The sequence below is a fragment of the Streptomyces sp. NPDC046876 genome, assembly GCF_040645035.1.
Lineage (GTDB): Bacteria > Actinomycetota > Actinomycetes > Streptomycetales > Streptomycetaceae > Streptomyces.
Genome location: NZ_JBEYXK010000009.1, coordinates 97,672 through 116,144 on the forward strand (window position 1 = coordinate 97,672; position 18,473 = coordinate 116,144).

Sequence of the window (18,473 nt, forward strand, 5' to 3'; positions counted from 1 at the left end):
GCCGCGTGACTCGCGTGGCGTCGCGTGGCGTCGCGTCGTGTCAGCGCGCGGACCGGAAAAGGGCATGCGGACGAAGGCCGTCGACGGCCATATTCATCAACCTCCCGCATCCGTCACCGTGTTCGCGCACCACGCGCTCACCCGCGACGGTAACAGACCCCGGCGAGCGGCAACCCCACGCCCCGGCTTCCTCAGCTCGCCTCCAGGTGCAGCCGCGGCACGTCCGGCCGGTCGAAGCCGAAGACCTGTGCGTACAGGGAGAGTTCGGCCTCCAAGGCGCGGACCATGGTGTCTGCCCGGCGGAAGCCGTGCCCCTCGCCCTCGAACACCACGTACGCGTGCGCCACGCCTCGGCCGCGCAGGGCGGACAGCAGCCGCTCCGCCTGGGCGGGCGGGCACACCGCGTCGTCCAGGCCCTGGAGCAGCAGGAACGGCGCGGTGATCCGGTCGGCGCGGGCCACGGGCGAGCGCTCCCGGCAGCGTACGGCGAGGGTCTGCGGCGGCCCGGCCAGGCCCTCGACGTACCGGGATTCCAGGTCGTGGGTCTCCTCGGCGAAGCCCCGCAGGTCCAGGACGGGATAGCGGATCGCCGCGCACGCGTACAGGGAGGTCGAGGCCAGCGAGGCGGCGGCCGTCCAGCCGCCCGCGCTGCCGCCCCGGATGGCGAGCCGGTCCGGGTCGGCGGTGCCCTCCGCGGCCAGGGCCCGGGCCACGGCCGCGCAGTCCTCGACGTCGACCACGCCCCACTGCTCGCGCAGCCGCTCCCGGTAGGCGCGCCCGTAGCCGGTGGAACCGCCGTAGTTCACCTCGACGACCCCGATGCCGCGGGAGGTGAAGTACGCGATGTGCAGGTCCAGTACGGGCGACACGTGCTCGGTGGGGCCGCCGTGCGCCCACACCGCGTACGGGGGCAGCTCGTCGGCGGGGGCCCGGCGGGCCGGGTGGTGCGGCGGGTAGACGTGGGCGTGGATCTCCCGGTCGTCGGGGCCGAGGAAGGTCCGGGTCTGCGGTTCGGGGTAGTACGCCGGGTCGACGGGGCCGGCTGCGGCCGCGCCCACCACCCGGGCGTGTCCGCTCTCCGTGTCGAGCTCGACGACCTCGTAGGCGCTGCGCGGGCTGGCCGCGACCCCGTAGACGCTGCTGCCGTGGACGGCCAGCGCGGGCTGCCAGGCGGTCCACGGGCCGGCGGCGTCGACGAGGTCGCCGGTCTCGGGGTCGAGCACGCCGAGGACCGGGGAGCCCCGGCCGTGCAGCACGGCGACGAGCCCGTCCGGCAGCGGGGCGAGCCAGCGCAGGCCGGGCTTCCACAGCGGGCCGCCGAACTCCTCCTCGCGGGGGCACAGGTTGACCGCCTCGCCGGTGTCCGGGTCCACCCGGTACGGGTTCCACCAGCCGCTGCGGTCGCTGACCGCGAGGAGGGTGCCGTCGGGCATCCAGTCCACCTGGGCGACCGCCTCCTCGGGGCCGCCGAGGAGGGTGCGGGCCCCGGCCAGGGTGCCGTCCCCGCGGACCTCGGCGAGCCGGACCTCGGTGCCGTCCCACGGCATCCGCGGGTGGTCCCACACCAGCCAGGCCGCGTACCGCCCGTCGGGGGACAGCCGCGGGCCGGTGGCGAAGCGGTGCCGGTCGTCGGTCAGCTCCCGTACGCGCGAGCGGTCCCCGGCGGCCGTCCCGTCCAGCGGTACGGCGGCCAGGACGCGGCGCACGTCGGTGGAGGCCGGCCCGGTGAACTCCTCCAGCACGCACCAGACCTCGTCCCCGCGCAGCACCGGATCGACCCAGCGCAGGCCGCCGCCGACGGAGGACAGCGGGGTGAGCGGGCGCGGGGCGGGCTCGTGCGCGTCGGGCTCGTCCTCGTCGGGCTCGCCCGCGTCGGGTTCGTACGCGTACAGCCGCTGGTCGGCGTGGTGGACGAACACCACCAGGGGGCCGCGCCCGGGCCGCTCGGCCCCCGCCCAGGGCATGCCGCCGTACTCGGTGAAGGCACTGCGGACGTTCCACGGCGCGGGCAGCACCGAGACCGGGGTGCCGCCGTCCGCGGGACGGCGCACGAGGGTGCGGCGGCCGCCCTCGGCCGGGCGGGGTTCGGTCCACCACACCTCGGGGCCGACGGTCCCGAGGTACTCGGGCCGCCCGTCGAGGGAGGCGGCGAGCGCGGCGTCGACGGGCGAGGGCCAGGTGCCGTAGGGCAGTTCGCCCATCACAGCGTCCGCAGCGCGTGGTCGAGGACGTGCACGCCGAAGTGGAGGGCCTCGACGGGGACCCGCTCGTCCACGCCGTGGAAGAGGGACCAGTACTCGAAGCCCGGCGGCAGCTTGAGCGGCGAGAAGCCGTAGCCGGTGATCCCGAGCCGGGAGAACTGCTTGGCGTCGGTGCCGCCCGCCATGCAGAAGGGCACGACGCGGCCCTCGGGGTCGAAGCGCTCGACGGACTCGCGCAGGACGGCGAACGTCCGCCCGTCGACGGGGGCTTCGAGGGCCACCTCGCGATGGTGGAACTCCCAGGTGACGTCGGGACCGGTCAGCTCGTCGAGGGTGGCGAGGAACTCCTCCTCGCCGCCGGGCAGGGTCCGCCCGTCGACGTAGGCCGTGGCGTGGCCGGGAACGACGTTCACCTTGTAACCGGCGGTGAGCATCGTCGGGTTGGCGCTGTTGTGCATGGTCGCCTCGACGAGGGCCCCGGCCGGGCCGAGCTTGGGCAGGAGCTCGTCGAGGTCGGTGCTGCGGGCGCGCGGATCGACGGACAGGCCCTGGAGGGCGGCGAGTTCGGTGATGCAGGCGGCGACGGTGTCGGTGAGGCGGACCGGCCAGCGGTACTCCCCGATCCGCGCGACGGCGGCGGCGAGCCGGCTGACGGCATTGGCCGCGTTGGGCTTGGAACCGTGCCCCGTCGTGCCGTGGGCGGTCAACTTCATCCAGGCGGTGCCCCGTTCACCGGCCGCGATGGGGTACAGCAGCTGGCCGGGGCCGTTGTGGACGGTGAAGGCACCGGACTCGCTCAGGCCCTCCGTGCAGCCCTCGAAGAGGTGGCGGTGGTGGTCGGCGAGGAAGCCGGACCCGTCGACGGCGCTGTCCTCCTCGTCGGCGGTGTACGCGATGACGATGTCCCGTCGGGGTCTGACGCCGGCCCGCGCCCAGGCCCGTACGACCGCCAGGACCATCGCGTCCATGTTCTTCATGTCGACGGCGCCGCGGCCCCACACCACCCCGTCGCGGACCTCGCCGGAGAAGGGGTGTGTGCTCCAGTCGGCGGCCTCGGCGGGGACCACGTCGAGGTGGCCGTGGACCAGCAGGGCCGGCGCGCAGCGGTCGCTGCCCGCGATCCGGGCCACCACGTTGGTACGGCCGGGCGTGCGCTCCAGCAGGACGGGCTCCAGGCCGGCCGCGGCCAGGCGCTCGGCGACGTACTCGGCGGCGGGCCGCTCGCGGCAGTCGCCGCCGCCCCGGTTGGTGGTGTCGATGCGGATGAGGTCGGAGGTGAACTCGACGGCCTCGTCGAGCGCCACCGGGTCGACCGGGGACTCAGCCATACTGCTCCTCCACTGCTGCCCGGACGACCGTCGTGACCGCCTTGAACGTGCGGATCCCCTCGTACATCGTCGCGCTGGTGTACGCGACCCGGCGCTCGCCGCAGCGCTCCACGCCGGGGACGACGGTGGCGCCCATCGCCAGGTGCTCGGCGTCGAACTCGACCTCCACGGTGTGCGGGCCCCGCTGCACCGGGTCCCGGCGCACCGCGAGGCCGGCGGCCTCCTTGGCGGCCGCCCGGATGTCGGCGGCCGTGCGGGCGGGGGTGCGGCAGACGGCGGCGTAGCGGGACACGTGGTCCTTGACCGCGACGGTCACCGCGTCCGGGGCGTACCCCGCGGCATCGGCACAGGTCAGGTCGTCGCCGGTGACCAGCACGACGGGGGACCCGAACTCGGCGACGACGCGGGCGTTGAGCAGCCCCTCGCTCGCGCGGACCCCGTCCAGCCAGACGCCGGTGATGGAGTTCTCCAGGTACGTGTGCGCGAGCACGCCCTGCGATCCGGCGCCGGTGTGGTAGCCGACGAAGGCGACGCCGTCGACGTCGCCGTGCTGGACGCCCTCGACCATGCTCAGCGACTTGTGGCGGCCGGTGATCATCTCGGCGCGCTCGTCGAGCCGCTCCAGCAGCAGGTTGCGCATGGTGGAATGGGCCTCGTTGATCAGGACCCGGTCGGCGCCGCCGTCGAGGAAGCCGAGTACGGCCGCGTTCACGTCGGAGGTGAACAGGGACCGGCAGCGTTCCCACTGGGGGGTGCCGGGCAGGACGTCCGCGGGCCATGTGACGCCGGTGGCGCCCTCCATGTCGGCGGAGACGAGGATCTTCATCGGGCCCCCTGGGCGGGTCGGCTGCGACGCGCGGCCGGGCGCGCCGCCCGATCCGGACGACCGCCTTCCGCACAGGCCTCCAGCCTAGCCCTCCGGGCCCCCAGGGGCCCGCTGGCCACGCCCGGCGCGGCGGTCGAAGTCGCCGTGCCGGGACCGCAGTTCGTCCGGGGGCGCCGGCGCGGCGGGGCAGTTCACCCGATGTGGTGAGGCCGTGTGCACGGCCTCACCCCCGGACACCGCACCGACCGGCGTGAGCGGCGCCGGTCAGCTCTCGACCTCGCGGGCCAGGTTCTCCAGCACCGTGTCGTAGATCCGGCCGAGCCCCTTGGGCGCGAAGGTGCGCTCGAAGAAGCCGCCGATGCCGCCGGCGCCGTTCCAGACGGTGGTGACCACGGCCTTGGACCGGCCCTCGCCGGCCGGGGTGACGAGCCAGGTGGTGACCATGGAGGAGTTGCGGTCCTTCTCCACCAGCTGGCCGTCGGTGGGCTCGGTGACCTCCAGCAGGCAGTCGCGCACGCGCTTGCTCGTGGCCTGGAGCTTCCAGTGGACGAGGGTGCCCTCGCCGTCGCCGCCCTCGCGCACCTCGTACTCGCTGAAGTGCTCGGGCAGCAGCTTGCCCCGGGTGCCGGTGTAGTCCGCCAGCGCGTCGAACACGGTCTCCGCGTCGGCCGCGATGATCCGCTCCGTGGTGGCCTCGACCTGCGCCATACCTGTTCCTCCAGCAGTTGTGTTGCCTCGTCGGCGGCAAGCCAACCACTTCCGGGGCGGCCGCCCAAAATCGGCCCCCCTGCCACGCGGGTCAGCGGCCGTCAGTGGCGTCAGAGGCCGTCAGCGGCGCCGGCCGACGTCAGTGGCGTCAGCGGACGTCCGTACGCAGCTGCGCGCGTGCGGTGTCGAACAGCCCGACCTGGTCGGCGGGCCTGCCGGAGCCCGCGTCGCTGTCGACGAACAGCGGGTAGGCCTGGCCGGCGTCGCCCGCGACGAACAGCTCGATGCGGCGGCGCGGCCCGCTCCTCGGTGCCGTGGGTGGGTTGCCTTTCCGGGCCCTGCGGCGGTGCGGGCCTGCCCCCGGTCCGCTCGGCGCCTCCGGTGGGCTGCCCGTGTGGGCCGTACGGCTCCGTCGCCGTGCCTTCGGCCGGGCCGGCGGCTCCTGTTGGCTGCGCGGCCGCTCTCGCTCCACCCGGTCGCTTCGGCGTACCCGGGCGGTCAGGGGAGCCCGCCTGTTCGGGCGCGTCTCGGTGCCGTGCGCGCGCACCGGCCCGGGCGTACCTCCCCCGTGGGGAGCACCGGCCGGCTCCTGTCGGCTCCGGTGTCCGGGTATGCCCCCCCGTGCCCCCGAGCATCATCCCCAGTCCGGTCGGCCCTGGCCGGGTTGCCTCGCGCCCATGTCCCGCCCCACCTCGCCCGTGCCTCCGGTTGCCGCGCCCGGGCCATTGAAGGCGGCGAGTCCGCCCCCCCGTGGTGGGGAATGGCCTCCTTCGTGGACGGCAGGGCCGGTCAGGCCGTGTGGAGCCAGACGCGGAGGGGGCCCAGGGGGGTGAAGCCGTGGCGGAGGGCCGTGGCGAGGTCCTCGCCGGCCTCGTAGCCGACCACCGCGCGGCCGGGCCACAGGGACGCGATCTCGGCGAGGGCGCCCGACCAGGCCTCCTCGTCGGCCACGCCGTCCTGCGTGAACACGTTCGAGACGCCGACCACGCCCGCGGCCTCGTTCGCGACCGCCCCGGCCACGATCCGGCCCTCCGCCGACCGCCCCGCCAGGAACGCGATCTCCGGGGTCAGCAGGCCGGGGTGGAACAGGCCCGTGGACTCCTCGCCGTCCCAGGCGGCCTCCCAACGGTCGAGGTCCCGCGCCGATTCGATCCGCGACCAGGACAAGGCGGATGCGGGGGCCGGCGCGGCGGCATCCGCCGGACGGTGGATCCACTGCGCCTCGAAGAGGAGCTCGAAGCCGGCCGGGGCGAGGTCGAGCACGGCGAAGCTGTCCTTGACCGAGCAGCCCGGGGACTGCGTGTCGATGCCGGCCGTGAGGGCCGCCGCCGACACCTCCCGGGTCAGGGTCACCGCGTCGGGGTAGTACGGCGGGGTGCGCCGCGGGCTCGTCCAGGAGCCGGCGGTGAACACGCCGCCGGGGCAGACGGCCGCGCACCAGGCGGCGTTGTTGTGCACGGCCGCACGGAGGGCGTCTTCGGTGTTCGGGGTGATGATCACACCGGGATCCTGGCACAGCGCCTAGCCTGGGGCGATGTCCTTTTTCCCGTACACCGCGGAGGGGGCCCGGGTCGGCCTGCGCCCCTTCCGGCTCGCCGACGGCCCCGAGTTCACCGCCCGCGCGCGCGAGAGCCGGGAGCTGCACCGCCCCTGGCTGTTCCCGCCCCTCACCGAGGAGGAGTACGAGGCGTACGCGGCCCCGCTCATCGACGGCGGCAGCCGCGCCGGGTTCCTCGTCTGCGAGCGCGCGACCGGAGCAATCGCCGGTTTCGTCAACGTCAACAACATCGTGCGCGGGGCGTTCCAGTGCGGAGCCCTCGGGTACGGGGCCTTCGCGCACGCCGCGGGCCGCGGCCTGCTCGGCGAGGGGCTCGAACTGCTGCTCGGCCACGCCTTCGCCCCGCAGGAGCGCGGCGGGATGGGCCTGCACCGGCTGGAGGCCAACGTCCAGCCCGGCAACGCCGCCTCCATCGCGCTGGTCCGCGGCCGCGGCTTCCGCCTGGAGGGCTTCTCCCCGGACTTCCTCCACGTCGACGGGGCGTGGCGCGACCACGAGCGCTGGGCGATCACCGCCGAGATGGCCCCACCGGCCGGCCGCGACCCAGCCTGACCGGCCGGCCTGGGGGCGGCGAGCCCCCGCCGAGCCCCCCCGCCGGCCGGACGCCCCGCAGCCGCAAGCCCCCGCAGCCGCAAGCCCGCCGGGCTCTTGGTCCCGGCGGCCGCGGTGGCACAGGATGGGGGCCATGCGAAACCTGGTGCTCCTCGACGCCCCGTCCAACCTGGGCCTGCGCCCGCCCGCTCCCGGCACCGTGCCCGGCGTGTACAAGCTGGCCGGCGCCCTGCGCGAACAGGGCCTGCTGAGCCGGCTCGGCGCCCGCGAGGGCGGGGTGGTCGTACCGCCGCGCTACGACCGCGGGGACTGGAAGGAGGGCGACGGCGTCTTCCACGCCGGCCCGCTGGCCGCGTACACCGTGGCCCTCGCCGACCGGATCGAGAACCACCTGCGGGCCGGGGAGTTCCCCGTCGTGCTCGGCGGGGACTGCTCGATCCAGCTGGGCGCCTCCCTGGCCCTGCGCCGCCTCGGCCGCTACGGGCTCGCCGCGATCGACGGCTCCGCCGACTTCCGCCACCCCGGCAACGAGGCCGTCAACGGGCCCGTCGGGGCCGCCGGCGGCGAGGAGCTCGCCCTCGCCACCGGGCGCGGCCAGGCCGACCTCGCCGACCTGGAGGGGCTCGGCCCGTACCTGCGCGACGAGGACGTACGCCTCTTCGGCCTGCGCGACGGCGACGCCGACCTGGCCGAACTCCGCGCCGCGGGGATCGCGGTCGCCACCGTCGGCGCCATCCGCGAACGCGGCGCCGAGGCGGTGGCGCGGGCGTCCCTGGACGGGCTGCACCCGCCGGTCACCGCCGGGTTCTGGGTGCACCTGGACGCCGACGTGCTCGACCCGGCAGTGATGCCGGCCGTGGACAGCCCCGACCCCGGCGGCCTCTTCCCCGCCGAGCTGGCCGGCCTGCTCAAGGTGCTGGTGGGCTCCCCGCGGTGCGTGGGCCTCAACGTCACGATCTACGACCCGGACCTCGACCCCGATGCCAAGGCCGGCGCCCTCCTCGCCGACCTCGTGGCGGACGCCTTCGCGTGACGGCCCGCGTGACGGCCCGCGTGACGGCTCGCGTCACGGCCAAGGCCACGGCTTTGCGTAATCCTGACCGGTGGTGATCCGCGGAACCCCTGTGCACCGGCCGCCGTGGCGTGTTCCATTTCCTGCATGGCCACCACCGTCCGCCGCGCCGTACTGACCCTGCCCGCAGCCCCGTTGGGGCCCGAGAACCCGCTGCCCGCGCTGCGCCCGCCCGGCGACGTACACGTACTGGACGAGCGGGCGCGTGACGGCCTGCCCCGCGACATGGCCCGGCAGATCGGCTACGGGCCGCTGCGCTCCCTGCTGCCCGTCCGGATCCTCGACGGCTACGAACGGCAGCGGCAGGAGCGGCACTTCGACGCGGTCGTACTGGAGAACGAGCACCTGCGGGCCACCGTCCTGCCCGGCCTCGGCGGCCGCGTCCACTCCCTCGTCCACGTGCCCACCGGCCGTGAACTCCTCTACCGCAACCCGGTGTTCCAGCCCGCCAACTTCGCCCTGAACGGCGCCTGGTTCTCCGGCGGCATCGAATGGAACATCGGCGCCACCGGCCACACCACCCTCGCCTGCGCCCCGCTGCACGCCGCGCTCGTACCGGCCCCGGACGGCGGGGAGATGCTGCGGCTGTGGGAGTGGGAGCGGCTGCGCGACCTGCCCTTCCAGGTCGACCTGTGGCTGCCGCACGACGGGGAGTTCCTGTACGTCGGCGTCCGCGTCCGCAACCCCCACGAGCGGCCCGCCCCGCTGTACTGGTGGTCCAACACCGCGGTCCCCGAGGACCGCGGCACCCGGATCCTCGCCCCCGCCGACGAGGCCTGGCACTTCGGCTACGAGCGCACGCTGCGCCGCGTCCCCGTCCCGCACTGGCAGGGCGCGGACCGCACGTACCCGCTGCACCACGAGTACCCGGCGGACTACTTCTACGAGGTCGCCCCCGAGGCCGGTCCGCGGCCGTGGATCGCCGCCCTGGACGCACAGGGCCGGGGCCTGGTGCAGACCTCCACGGCCCGGCTGCGCGGGCGCAAGCTCTTCGTCTGGGGCGCGGGCGAGGGCGGCCGGCGCTGGCAGGACTGGCTGACCGAGCCCGGCACCGGCGGCTACGCCGAGATCCAGGCCGGGCTGGCCCGCACCCAGCTGGAGCACGTACGTCTCGAGGGCGGGGCCGAGGTGAGTTGGCTGGAGGCGTACGGGCCGCTGGCCGCGGACCCGGCGTCGGTGCACGGCCCCGACTGGGCGGCGGCCCGCACGGCGGCCGGGCAGGCCCTTGACACCGCCCTGCCCCCGGCCCGCGTCGACGAGGCGTACGCGGTGTGGCGGAGCGGGGCGGCCGACACCGAACCGGGGGAGCGGCTGGCCCTCGGCTCCGGCTGGGGCGCCCTCGAAGTCCTGTGCGGCGGCCACAAGCTCCCCGGGACCCCGTTCGCCGAATCCGACCTGGGCGAGCCCCAGCAGCCCTGGCTGGAGCTGTGGCGCACCGGCGTCTTCCCCGCCCCGCGCCGGGTGGCGCCTCCCGGCCCCAGCCTGGTCGCCCCGCACTGGCGGGACATGCTGGAGACGGCCCCCGCCGAACCCCTGACCGAATACCACCTGGGCGTGGCCCAGTGGCATGCGGGCGATGTGGCCCAGGCGGTGCGCAGCTGGGAGCGCGGCCTGGCGCTGGCCCCCTCGCGCTGGCCGCTGCTGCGCTGCCTGGCGGCGGCCGACGCCCTGATCGGCGACCCGGCCCGGGCGGCCCGGCGCTACGCCGAGGCCTTCGAGGACCTGGCCGACGAGAGCCGCGGCGGCGAGGCCTGGACGGCCGCCGAGTCCGCGCTCGGCCGCGAGGCGATGACCGCCCTGCTGGAGGCCGGCCGCCCCGCCGAGGCCCGGGCCGTGTGGGACCGCCTGCGCCCGACCCTGCGCGAGCAGCCCCGCTTCCGCCTGCTGGCGGCGATGCTGCTGGCGGCGGAGGGCCACGCGGCCGCCGCCCGCCGCGTCTTCGAGGACGGCTTCGAACTCCCCGACCTCCGCGAGGGCGACGACATCCTGTCGCAGGTCTGGTCCCGCATCACGGACCGCCCGCTCCCGCCGGCGTACGACTTCCGCATGCGACCTTAGGGTCAGGTCTCGGCGCGGGTGAGTTCGCACCTCCCGTCCGTGCAGGACCGGCGCAGCCGCCCGGCCGAGACCGTCTCCGCGAGGCCGATCGCCCAGCACATCGGGCAGCCGCGCAGTGCGACGAGGCCCACCGGGGCGAGCAGCAGGCTCGCCGGGCCGACGAAGGGCAGCAGGGCCAGGGATCCGGCGAGCGCGCCGAACCCCAGGGCCCCGCGGGCCAGGTGGCGGGGGACGGAGGCACTGGCGAAGCCGCCGCGCGCCCGCGTGGTCGGGTCAGCCGTCATGGCCGGCTCCCCCCGGTGCGGCCGGTTCCTCGCGCAGCGCTTCCCGTACCGCCGTACGGGCGCGGTGCAGACGCGACTTCATCGCGGCGGTGCTCAGTCCGAGCCGGTCGGCGACGGTCCGGCCGGGCAGGCCCTGGATGTCCCGCATGACCAGCACCCGCCGCTGGTCCTCGGGCAGGGCGGCGACCGCGGCCGCGACCCGTTCGGCTTCCAGGCGCACCAGGACGTCCTCCTCGGCGGACCGGGCGGTGCCGGCGGACCCGTCGAACCGGTCGGCCGCGGCGTCGGTCCCGCCCGGCCCGTGGGCGGGACCGCGGGGGAGCAGGGCGCGGGTGCGGCGCAGGCATTCGTTGCGGACGATCCGGAACATCCACGAGGCCAGCGCCCCGGAGGCGCGCAGCATGCCGATCTTGCGGTAGAGGATGATCAGCGCCTCCTGGGCGGCGTCCTCGGCGTCCTGGGGTGAGGCGCACAGCGTCTGTGCGAACCGGTGCACGTGCGGGGAGGAGCCGTACACCAGCGCGGTGAGCGCCTCGACCTCGCCGCGCTGCGCCGCGGCGACCAGGGTGGCACCGGGCCAGGTACGGTCAGCCACGCCGGCCCCTGCGGCGGCGCAGCAGCGTGACGGTGCACGCGCACAGCAGCACCGCGGCGGCCGCGGCGGCGATGACGACGGTGGTGGTCAAGGGGTCCTCCCGGTGGGATGCGGGGCGGACACGGTCGTCCGCACCCCTATGAGAGGCACGCCGGACACAGAAGGATTCACCGCAGTACGGGCAGTTCCGGTTCGGCGCGACCTCCTGCCTGTTGTACAGGGGCAACTGGGAGGGCGTCAGTCCCGCGCACGTCCGTGGCCGGCGGCGCCTCAGGCCCGGCAGAGGACCTCGCCGTTCAGGACCGAGAACCAGGCGTCCGGGGCCGCGCCCCACCGCCGCCAGGCCTCGGCGATCGCCGACAGGTCCTGCTCGGTGGCGTGCCCGCCGGCGGTGGCGCGGGCCGCGTAGGCCGAGGCGGTCGTACGGTCCGCCCACAGGGCCGACCACCAGGCGGTCTCCTCGGGCTCGGCGTAGCACCAGGCCGTCGCGGAGGAGCGGACGTCCGTGAAGCCCGCGGCCCTCGCCCAGGACAGCAGCCGGCGTCCGGCGTCCGGTTCGCCGCCGTTCGCGCGGGCCACCCGCCGGTACAGGCTCAGCCACTCCTCCAGGCCGGGCTCGGCCGGGTACCAGGTCATCGCCGCGTAGTCCGCGTCCCGGACGGCGACGATCCCGCCCGGCCGGCACACCCGGCGCATCTCGCGCAGCGCCTGCACCGGGTCGCCGACGTGCTGCAGGACCTGGTGGGCGTGGACCACGTCGAAGGAGTCGTCCGGGAAGTCCAGTGCGTGGACGTCCGCCGCCGCGAAGGTGACGGCCCGCTCCAGGCCGCGCTCCTCCACGTACGCCGCCGCCTGCTCCAGCACGTCCTGCGCCGCGTCCACGGCCGTGACCCGGCCGCCGGGCGCGACGAGTTGCGCCAGGTCCGCCGTGATGGTGCCCGGGCCGCAGCCCACGTCCAGGACCGACATGCCCGGGCGCAGTTCGCCGACCAGGTACGCCGCCGAGTTCGCGGCGGTCCGCCAGCGGTGCGAGCGCAGTACGGACTCGTGGTGGCCGTGCGTGTAGACGGCCGTCTCCTTGCTGCCCATGTCCCGACTCCCTCTCGTCGCGGCCTCGTTGCTCCGCCGCCTCGCGGCGGCGTCGCCGAAGCGATGTGATCACCGTAAGGGATTCGCCCGCGATCCGAGATACGCGTTTTGACATGTGGACACGATGCCTGTGGCGCAAGGGTGTTGGGCAGGTGGGTGGCAGGCCGCTGCCGGGGCGAGGACAGTGGGCTGCAGGGGAAGCGCCGAGCGCAGGAGGCGGTGAGACCCATGCCGGAGACGCTGCTCGAACAGCACGCCGCGGCGCTGAGGCTCTTCGGTGAGCGCGTGCGCACCGTCGCGGCCGACCAGTGGGGCGCCCCGACCCCGTGCACCGAGTGGACCGTGCGCGACCTGGTCAACCACGTCACCGGCGAGCAGCTGTGGGTCCCGCCGCTGGTCACCGACGGCAGCACCGTCGCGGAGGTCGGCGACCGGTTCGCCGGGGACCTGCTCGGCGAGGACCCCGTCGCCGCCTGGGAGCAGGCCGCGCAGGCCGCGCACGCCGCCTTCGCCGCGCCCGGGGCGCTGGAGCGCACCGTGCAGCTGTCGTACGGGCCCACCAAGGGGGCGGCGTACTGCTCGGAGCTGACCGCCGACTGCGTCGTGCACGCCTGGGACCTGTCCCGCGGCATCGGCGCCGACGACCGGCTGCCGGACGGGCTCGTCGAGTTCTCCATCAAGGAGGTCATGCCGTACGCCGACGGGCTCGCGGCCAGTGGGATGTACGCCGAGCCGCTGGAGGTCCCGCCCGGCGCGGACGCCCAGACCAGGCTGCTGGCCCTGTTGGGGCGGAAGGGCTGAACCGGGCCGCGCGGCCGGCCGGCCCCGGGCCGTGTCGGCTGTCCGGCGGGTCGCCCCGAGCCGCATACAACAGGCGCATTCCGGCGAACAATCGTATAAAGGGCATCGTCATCAGGACACCGCCCCCTGGCGGAGACGGAGCGACGCAACGGGACGGGGCGGACGCGACGGGGAAGGCGGAACGAGGTGGAGGGGATGCAGCGCACGGCGCAGGGCCGCGGCCCGGTCCGGTACGGGCCGCCCGCGCCGCCGCCCGGCCTGCCCGTGCTGCCCGAGCTCACCGCCGTGATCGCCGCGGCGGCCGAGCGGTCCGCCCCCGAGCCGCCGGGCGGCTCCGCACCCGTACGCGAGGCCGCCTGCCGGCACTGGGAGCGGCGCGGACTGGCCACCGGACCCGAGGACGTCGCCGCCGGGCCCGGGGCGCCCGCACTGCTGCTCGCGCTGCTCGGCGCGTACGGGGGCGACGTGCTGCTGCCCCGGCCGTGCCCCGCCTGGTGGACCCCCGGGATCCGGCTGCTGGGACGGCGGGCCTACCACGTGCCGACCCCGGCCGAGTGCGGCGGCGTGCCGGACCCGTACGCCCTGCTGGAGACCGTACGGCGGGTACGGGCCGAGGGCGGCGACCCGCGGGTGCTGCTGCTGTCGGTCGCCGACGACCCCACCGCGACCGTGCCGCCGCCCGAACTGCTGCTGGAGGCCTGCGAGGCCGCCGCCACCGCCGACCTGTTCGTCGTCAGCGACGAGAGCTGGCGCGACACCGTGCACCGGCCGCACGACACGCTCGTCCTGAGTCCCGCCGAAATGATCCCCGACCGGGCCGCCGTACTCCTCGACCTGTCCGGGGCACTGCTGCCCGCCGGATGGCCCGCGGCCGTGGTCCGCTTCCCCGACACCCCGCACGGCGCGTGGCTGCGGGCCGGCACGCTCGACATCCTCGCCGCCACCGGCTCCCTCGTCGCCGGGCCGGTGGCGGGAGCCGCCGTGCACGTCCTCGACGAGCCCGGCACCGTCGCCGAACGGGTCCGGGCGGCCGCCGCCCTGCACGGCGCGGTCGCCTCCGCCGTGCACACCCGGCTGCTGGCCGCCGGCGCGCTCGCCCGGCCCCCGCAGGCCGGGCGCCACGTGTACGCGGACCTCACCCCGCTGCGGCCGGGGCTGGCCCGCGAAGGCGTCCGCGACGCGATGGAGCTGGAGGACTGGCTCGGCACCCGGCTCGGCACCCCCGCCCCCGGCGGGCAGCGGTTCGCCGACGAACTGGGCGCGCTGCGGGTCCGGCTGTCCACCGGCCCGCTGCTCGGCGCCACCGCGGAGGAGCGGCTCGCCGCGCTCACCGCCCGCGACCCCCTCGAACTCCCCCACCTGCGGGACTCCCTGGACCTGCTCGGCTCGGTCCTCGCCGGGCTGACCCCCTGACCGCACCACGCGCCGCCCGGCACCACGCGCCGACCGGCACCACCCGGTGAACGGAGACCCCGATGAGGGACCCCCACCCGCCCTGCGACAACGCCACCCCCGATCCCCTGCCGCCGTCCGACACCCCGGCCGGGGGGCCCGGAGCCCCGGCCCCGGCGGGCCGGGGTGCGCCAGGCAGCGGGGGCGGCGGGCCGGCCGAGCCGGCGCCCGCGGAGGCGCCGGGCCGGGGGGCGACACCCGGCCGGCCGCGCTCCGGGCCCGGCGGCGCGAGCGCGTACGGGGAGCCCGACCCGGAGGCCCGGGCAGGCGCGGTGCGGCCCGCGCCCGGCACAGCCCGGCGTTCCGCCGCCGACGGGGCGCCCGGGTTCGGGGCGGCCGGGGCGGCCGGGGCGGCAGCGGGCGAACCGGCCGGGGACGGGCCGGGGGCGGCCGCGGCGGCGCGGGCTGCGGGTCCGGGGGTTGCTGCTGCGGCGGCCCGGGCCGTCGGGCCGGGCAGGGCGCGGGCTGCGGTGCAGGCTGCGGCGGCCGCGGGCCCGGCGCGGCACGCGGGCTCCGCGGCGGTGGCACCCCCGTCGGCCGGGGCGCGGGCTGCGGGCGCCGCCCCCGTGGAGGTCGGGGGGCCGCGGCGGCTCGGGGAGCACCGGAGTTGGCCGCGGTCGTTCGCCGACCGGCTGACCACGCCGCTGCCCGGGCTGCGGGCCTACGCCAAGCTGGCCCGCGGAGGGGCCTTCCGGCCCGGGCCCGACGGGCTGCGCGGGATCCCCGACCTGCCGTACGAGCCCGCCCCGCTGCCGGACGTGGCCCCCGGCACGGCCTGCGTCACCTGGGCCGGCCACGCCAGCTGGGTCGTGCGCACCGGCGGGCTGACCGTGCTGACCGACCCCGTCTGGTCGCGCCGGATCATCGCCACCCCCGCCCGCATGACCCCCGTCGGGGTCCGCTGGGAGGAACTCCCGCCCGTGGACGCGGTGGTGATCAGCCACAACCACTACGACCACCTCGACGCCCCGACCCTGCGCCGGCTGCCCCGCCACACCCCGCTGTTCGTGCCGGCCGGCCTCGCCCGCTGGTGCCGGCGCCGCGGCTTCACCCGCGTGACCGAGCTCGACTGGTGGGAGTCAGCCGAACTGGGCGGCGTACGCTTCGACTTCGTCCCGGCACACCACTGGTCCAAACGGACGCTGATCGACACCTGCCGCAGCCTGTGGGGCGGCTGGATCCTCACCGACACGCAGTCCGCCGAGCCCCGGAAGACCTACTTCGCCGGGGACACCGGCTACGGCCACTGGTTCGCCGAGATCGGCCGCCGCCATCCCGGGATCGACCTCGCCCTGCTGCCGATCGGCGCGTACGAGCCCCGCTGGTGGCTCGGCGACGTCCACACCGACCCCGAGGAGGCGGTGCAGGCCTGCCTCGACGTCGGGGCCCGCCGCATGGCACCCATGCACTGGGCCACCTTCGTGCTGTCCGCCGAGCCCGTGACCGAGCCGCTCCACCGGGTCCGCGCCGCCTGGGCCCGCGCCGGCCTCGCCCGCGAGGACCTGTGGGACCTGCCCATCGGCGCCTCCCGCTCCTGGTGACCCCGGGCGCAGCGGCCCGCACCCTCAGCCCGCCGTGCGCCGCCGATTCCGCCGCCCGTTCCGCCGCAGTCCCGGCCGCAGCCGCCGCCACGCCGCCGGCCCGCCGCTGATCAGCAGCGCGACGGCGACCGCCGCCGCCACGCCCTGCCAGGCTTCCGAGAACAGCGACCCGCCCAGGATCCCGATCAGCCCGTACGTCGCCGCCCAGGCCAGACACGCCGGGGCATCGCCCCGCGCGAAGCGCCGCAGCGGCATCTGCGCCAGCAGGCAGGCCAGCATCACCGGGACCCGGCCCGCCGGAACCAGCCGCGACAGCACCAGCACCAGCACCCCGTGCTCGTCCAGCCGCGCCCGGGCCTGCGCCAGCCGCTCCGGCGCGGCCCGCGCCCGCAGCCGCTCAAGGCGCCGCGACCCGCCGGGCGAGCGCACCCCCCGCTGCCCCAGCCAGTACAGCGCGAGATCCCCGGCGAACGCCGCCAGCGCAGCCACCGCGCACACCAGCACCACCCCCAACGGCAGGGGCAGCGACCGCTGGTGGAACGCCACCACCGCCGCCGAGCTCACCAGCGCCCCCGTCGGAATCACCGGCACCAGCGCCCCCAGCGCCACCAGCACGAACAGCGCCGGGTACCCGACCGCCTGCTGCGTCGTCTCCGGCGGCACCTGCCCCACCGCCACGCCCACGCCCACGCCCGGCCCCGGCCACCGCATCACGGCAGCCTCACCCGCTCCCCGTGCCCCGGCACCCGCACCGCCACCTTCGGTGCCAGCCGCCCCGCCAGCCGGGCGAACTCCCCGCCCGGCGCATGGAATTCGTGCGGCCGCACCGCATCCAGCCCGACGGGCCAGTACGTCCCGTAGTGCACCGGCACCGCCGCGGCGGGCGCCAGCGCCGCCAGGGCCTGCGCCGCCCGGCCCGCGTCCAGGTGACCCGGCCCCAGGTACGGCCCCCAGCCGCCCACCGGCAGCAGCGCCACGTCCACCGGCCCCACCTCCTCGGCCATCGCAGCGAACAGCCCGGTGTCCCCGGCGAAGTACGTCCGCCCCGCGCCCTGCACCACGTACCCCAGCGCCGGCGCCAGATGCGGCCCGAACGGCAGCCGCCGCCCGTCGTGCCGCGCGCTGACCGCCCGTACGCCCACCCCGTCCCGTACGGCGACCTCCTCACCCGGGACCACCTCCGTCACCGCCAGCGACCGCAGCCGGGCCAGACGCGCCAGTCCCGGCACCGCCCGGCGCGCCCCGCGCGGCACGACCAGCCGAGTCCCCGGCGCGAGCCGGGCCAGCGACGGCAGGTGCAGGTGGTCGGCGTGCAGGTGCGACACCAACACCACGTCGGCCACGGCCGCCTCGGCCGGCGGCAGCGCCCCGCGCCTGCGCCGCAGATGCGCCAGCCGCGCGGCGAACAGCGGATCCGTCAGCACCCGCACCCCGGAGTCCACGACCGTGCACGTGGCATGCCCCCACCAGGTGATCTCCACCGGCCCGGCCTCCCCGTCCTCGCGCGCCCCCGCACCGTCCGAGCCTAGAGGCTGCCCCGCCCCTGCGCCCCCGCAACCGAAACCGGCCGCCCCCTCCTCGCGGGCGGCGGATCGGAGTAGGGTCGGGCGGCATGGATGAGCTGCGCGTGGCCGCGATCGCCAGCCTGGCCCCGCTCGAGGATCTCGACACCGACCCGTTCGCCGTGGACACCCGGAGCCAGCACGCCATGTGCGCCCGCTGGGCCGCCGACCAGGGCTACGTCGTCACCAAGGAACTGCTCGTCTACGGGCTGCGCGCCGACCACTGCGGGCTGTGGTGCGACGTGGACGCCGGGCAGGTCGACCTGTTCGTCGCCCCCAACCACCGCGTACTGGCCCGCGCCCTGCGCTCCGTCGAGGAGTTCACCGCCGAGTGCCGGCGGCGCGGGGTGCGACTGGAGACCGCCGGGCTCGACGAGCCGCTGTACACCTCCGCGATGAAGGCCGAGGTCCACCGCCGGCTGTCCATGCCGACCGCGGGGTACGACGGCACCTAGCGCGCCGCGCCGACTGCATCGGCCGGGTCCCCGCCGGGGCGGGCATGCCTCTGCCCGGCACGTGTTCCGTGCGCTTCGCGCCCGTGCGCTCAAACGCCGCGCGGGCTGGATTCGGCGGTGTCCCGCCCGGGGTTGCGCCTGCGGTGCGCGGCACATGTTCCGTGCGCTTCGCGCCCGGTGCGCTCAAACGCCGCGCGGGCTGGATTGGCCCGGTTTGCGTTCAAGCGCCGGGCGGGGGTTGGATTCGGTGGGGTCCTGCCCGGGGGGTTGCGCCTGCCGCGTGCGGCACGTGTTCCGTGCGCTTCGCGCCCGGTGCGCTCAAGCGCCGCGCGGGCTGGGTTGGCCGGGGTTGCGTTCAAGCGCCACGCGGGCTGGGTTGGCCGGGGTGCGT

Annotated in this window: 18 protein-coding genes; 7 read left to right on the forward strand and 11 right to left on the reverse strand. The window is 76.4% G+C overall.

Features of this window, described 5'->3' with window-relative positions:
- Positions 1-191 precede the first annotated feature (191 nt).
- The 6 genes from ABZ924_RS08395 to ABZ924_RS08420 all read right to left on the reverse strand — a co-directional run bounded on the left by ABZ924_RS08395 (position 192) and on the right by ABZ924_RS08420 (position 6,563).
- Entirely contained in the window at positions 192-2,201 is a 2,010-nt protein-coding gene (locus ABZ924_RS08395; protein WP_361905870.1) for a prolyl oligopeptidase family serine peptidase, read from the reverse strand.
- Complete coding sequence (locus ABZ924_RS08400; RefSeq protein WP_361905872.1) at positions 2,201-3,529, reverse strand: M20/M25/M40 family metallo-hydrolase; 1,329 nt, start codon at positions 3,527-3,529, stop codon at positions 2,201-2,203. Before ABZ924_RS08400 ends, ABZ924_RS08395 begins: the two co-directional genes overlap by 1 nt.
- Positions 3,522-4,355: a M55 family metallopeptidase gene (locus ABZ924_RS08405; RefSeq protein ID WP_361905874.1), complete on the reverse strand. Its 834-nt coding sequence runs from the start codon at positions 4,353-4,355 to the stop codon at positions 3,522-3,524. The genes ABZ924_RS08400 and ABZ924_RS08405 overlap by 8 nt, the downstream gene beginning before the upstream one ends.
- A 264-nt stretch (positions 4,356-4,619) precedes the next feature.
- A complete protein-coding gene (locus ABZ924_RS08410) occupies positions 4,620-5,063 on the reverse strand; it encodes an SRPBCC family protein (protein WP_361905876.1) in 444 nt (147 codons plus the stop codon).
- Between the two features lie 148 nt (positions 5,064-5,211).
- Positions 5,212-5,535, reverse strand: coding sequence for a hypothetical protein (locus ABZ924_RS08415; RefSeq protein ID WP_361905878.1), 324 nt, complete (start codon positions 5,533-5,535; stop codon positions 5,212-5,214).
- A 317-nt stretch (positions 5,536-5,852) separates the two neighbouring features.
- Positions 5,853-6,563, reverse strand: coding sequence for a hypothetical protein (locus ABZ924_RS08420; RefSeq protein ID WP_361905879.1), 711 nt, complete (start codon positions 6,561-6,563; stop codon positions 5,853-5,855).
- 34 nt (positions 6,564-6,597) lie between these two features.
- Between ABZ924_RS08420 and ABZ924_RS08425 the strand changes: the two genes are divergently transcribed.
- The 3 genes from ABZ924_RS08425 to ABZ924_RS08435 all read left to right on the forward strand — a co-directional run bounded on the left by ABZ924_RS08425 (position 6,598) and on the right by ABZ924_RS08435 (position 10,303).
- Positions 6,598-7,173: a GNAT family protein gene (locus ABZ924_RS08425; protein ID WP_361905881.1), complete on the forward strand. Its 576-nt coding sequence runs from the start codon at positions 6,598-6,600 to the stop codon at positions 7,171-7,173.
- A 133-nt stretch (positions 7,174-7,306) separates the two neighbouring features.
- Positions 7,307-8,206: an arginase family protein gene (locus ABZ924_RS08430; RefSeq protein WP_361905883.1), complete on the forward strand. Its 900-nt coding sequence runs from the start codon at positions 7,307-7,309 to the stop codon at positions 8,204-8,206.
- Positions 8,207-8,332: 126 nt separating this feature from the next.
- On the forward strand, positions 8,333-10,303 hold the full coding sequence (locus ABZ924_RS08435; RefSeq protein WP_361905885.1) for a DUF5107 domain-containing protein: 1,971 nt from the start codon (positions 8,333-8,335) through the stop codon (positions 10,301-10,303).
- Positions 10,304-10,305: 2 nt separating this feature from the next.
- Here ABZ924_RS08435 and ABZ924_RS08440 read toward each other — a convergent pair whose 3' ends face one another.
- The 3 genes from ABZ924_RS08440 to ABZ924_RS08450 form a co-directional block, all read right to left on the reverse strand.
- On the reverse strand, positions 10,306-10,587 hold the full coding sequence (locus ABZ924_RS08440) for a hypothetical protein (RefSeq protein ID WP_361905887.1): 282 nt from the start codon (positions 10,585-10,587) through the stop codon (positions 10,306-10,308).
- Positions 10,577-11,182, reverse strand: coding sequence for a sigma-70 family RNA polymerase sigma factor (locus ABZ924_RS08445; protein ID WP_361905889.1), 606 nt, complete (start codon positions 11,180-11,182; stop codon positions 10,577-10,579). The genes ABZ924_RS08440 and ABZ924_RS08445 overlap by 11 nt, the downstream gene beginning before the upstream one ends.
- Before the next feature lie 270 nt (positions 11,183-11,452).
- Positions 11,453-12,271 carry a methyltransferase domain-containing protein gene (locus ABZ924_RS08450; RefSeq protein ID WP_361905891.1) on the reverse strand — a complete coding sequence of 273 codons (819 nt, stop codon included), beginning with the start codon at positions 12,269-12,271 and terminating at the stop codon, positions 11,453-11,455.
- A 228-nt stretch (positions 12,272-12,499) separates the two neighbouring features.
- Here ABZ924_RS08450 and ABZ924_RS08455 point away from each other — a divergent pair, with 228 nt between their 5' ends.
- From ABZ924_RS08455 to ABZ924_RS08465, 3 genes are all read left to right on the forward strand, one after another.
- Positions 12,500-13,072: a TIGR03086 family metal-binding protein gene (locus ABZ924_RS08455; protein WP_361905893.1), complete on the forward strand. Its 573-nt coding sequence runs from the start codon at positions 12,500-12,502 to the stop codon at positions 13,070-13,072.
- A gap of 195 nt (positions 13,073-13,267) precedes the next feature.
- Entirely contained in the window at positions 13,268-14,485 is a 1,218-nt protein-coding gene (locus tag ABZ924_RS08460; protein ID WP_361905895.1) for an aminotransferase class I/II-fold pyridoxal phosphate-dependent enzyme, read from the forward strand.
- A gap of 605 nt (positions 14,486-15,090) precedes the next feature.
- Entirely contained in the window at positions 15,091-16,065 is a 975-nt protein-coding gene (locus ABZ924_RS08465; RefSeq protein ID WP_361905958.1) for an MBL fold metallo-hydrolase, read from the forward strand.
- 24 nt (positions 16,066-16,089) lie between these two features.
- Here the strand turns inward: ABZ924_RS08465 and ABZ924_RS08470 are convergent, their stop codons facing one another.
- Positions 16,090-16,776: a VTT domain-containing protein gene (locus tag ABZ924_RS08470; RefSeq protein ID WP_361905897.1), complete on the reverse strand. Its 687-nt coding sequence runs from the start codon at positions 16,774-16,776 to the stop codon at positions 16,090-16,092.
- Positions 16,776-17,546: an MBL fold metallo-hydrolase gene (locus ABZ924_RS08475; RefSeq protein WP_361905899.1), complete on the reverse strand. Its 771-nt coding sequence runs from the start codon at positions 17,544-17,546 to the stop codon at positions 16,776-16,778. Before ABZ924_RS08475 ends, ABZ924_RS08470 begins: the two co-directional genes overlap by 1 nt.
- 131 nt (positions 17,547-17,677) lie before the next feature.
- Here ABZ924_RS08475 and ABZ924_RS08480 point away from each other — a divergent pair, with 131 nt between their 5' ends.
- The gene (locus tag ABZ924_RS08480; protein ID WP_361905901.1) at positions 17,678-18,082 is read left to right on the forward strand and encodes a hypothetical protein; all 405 of its coding nucleotides are present in this window, start codon (positions 17,678-17,680) and stop codon (positions 18,080-18,082) included.
- The last annotated feature ends 391 nt before the right edge of the window (positions 18,083-18,473 follow it).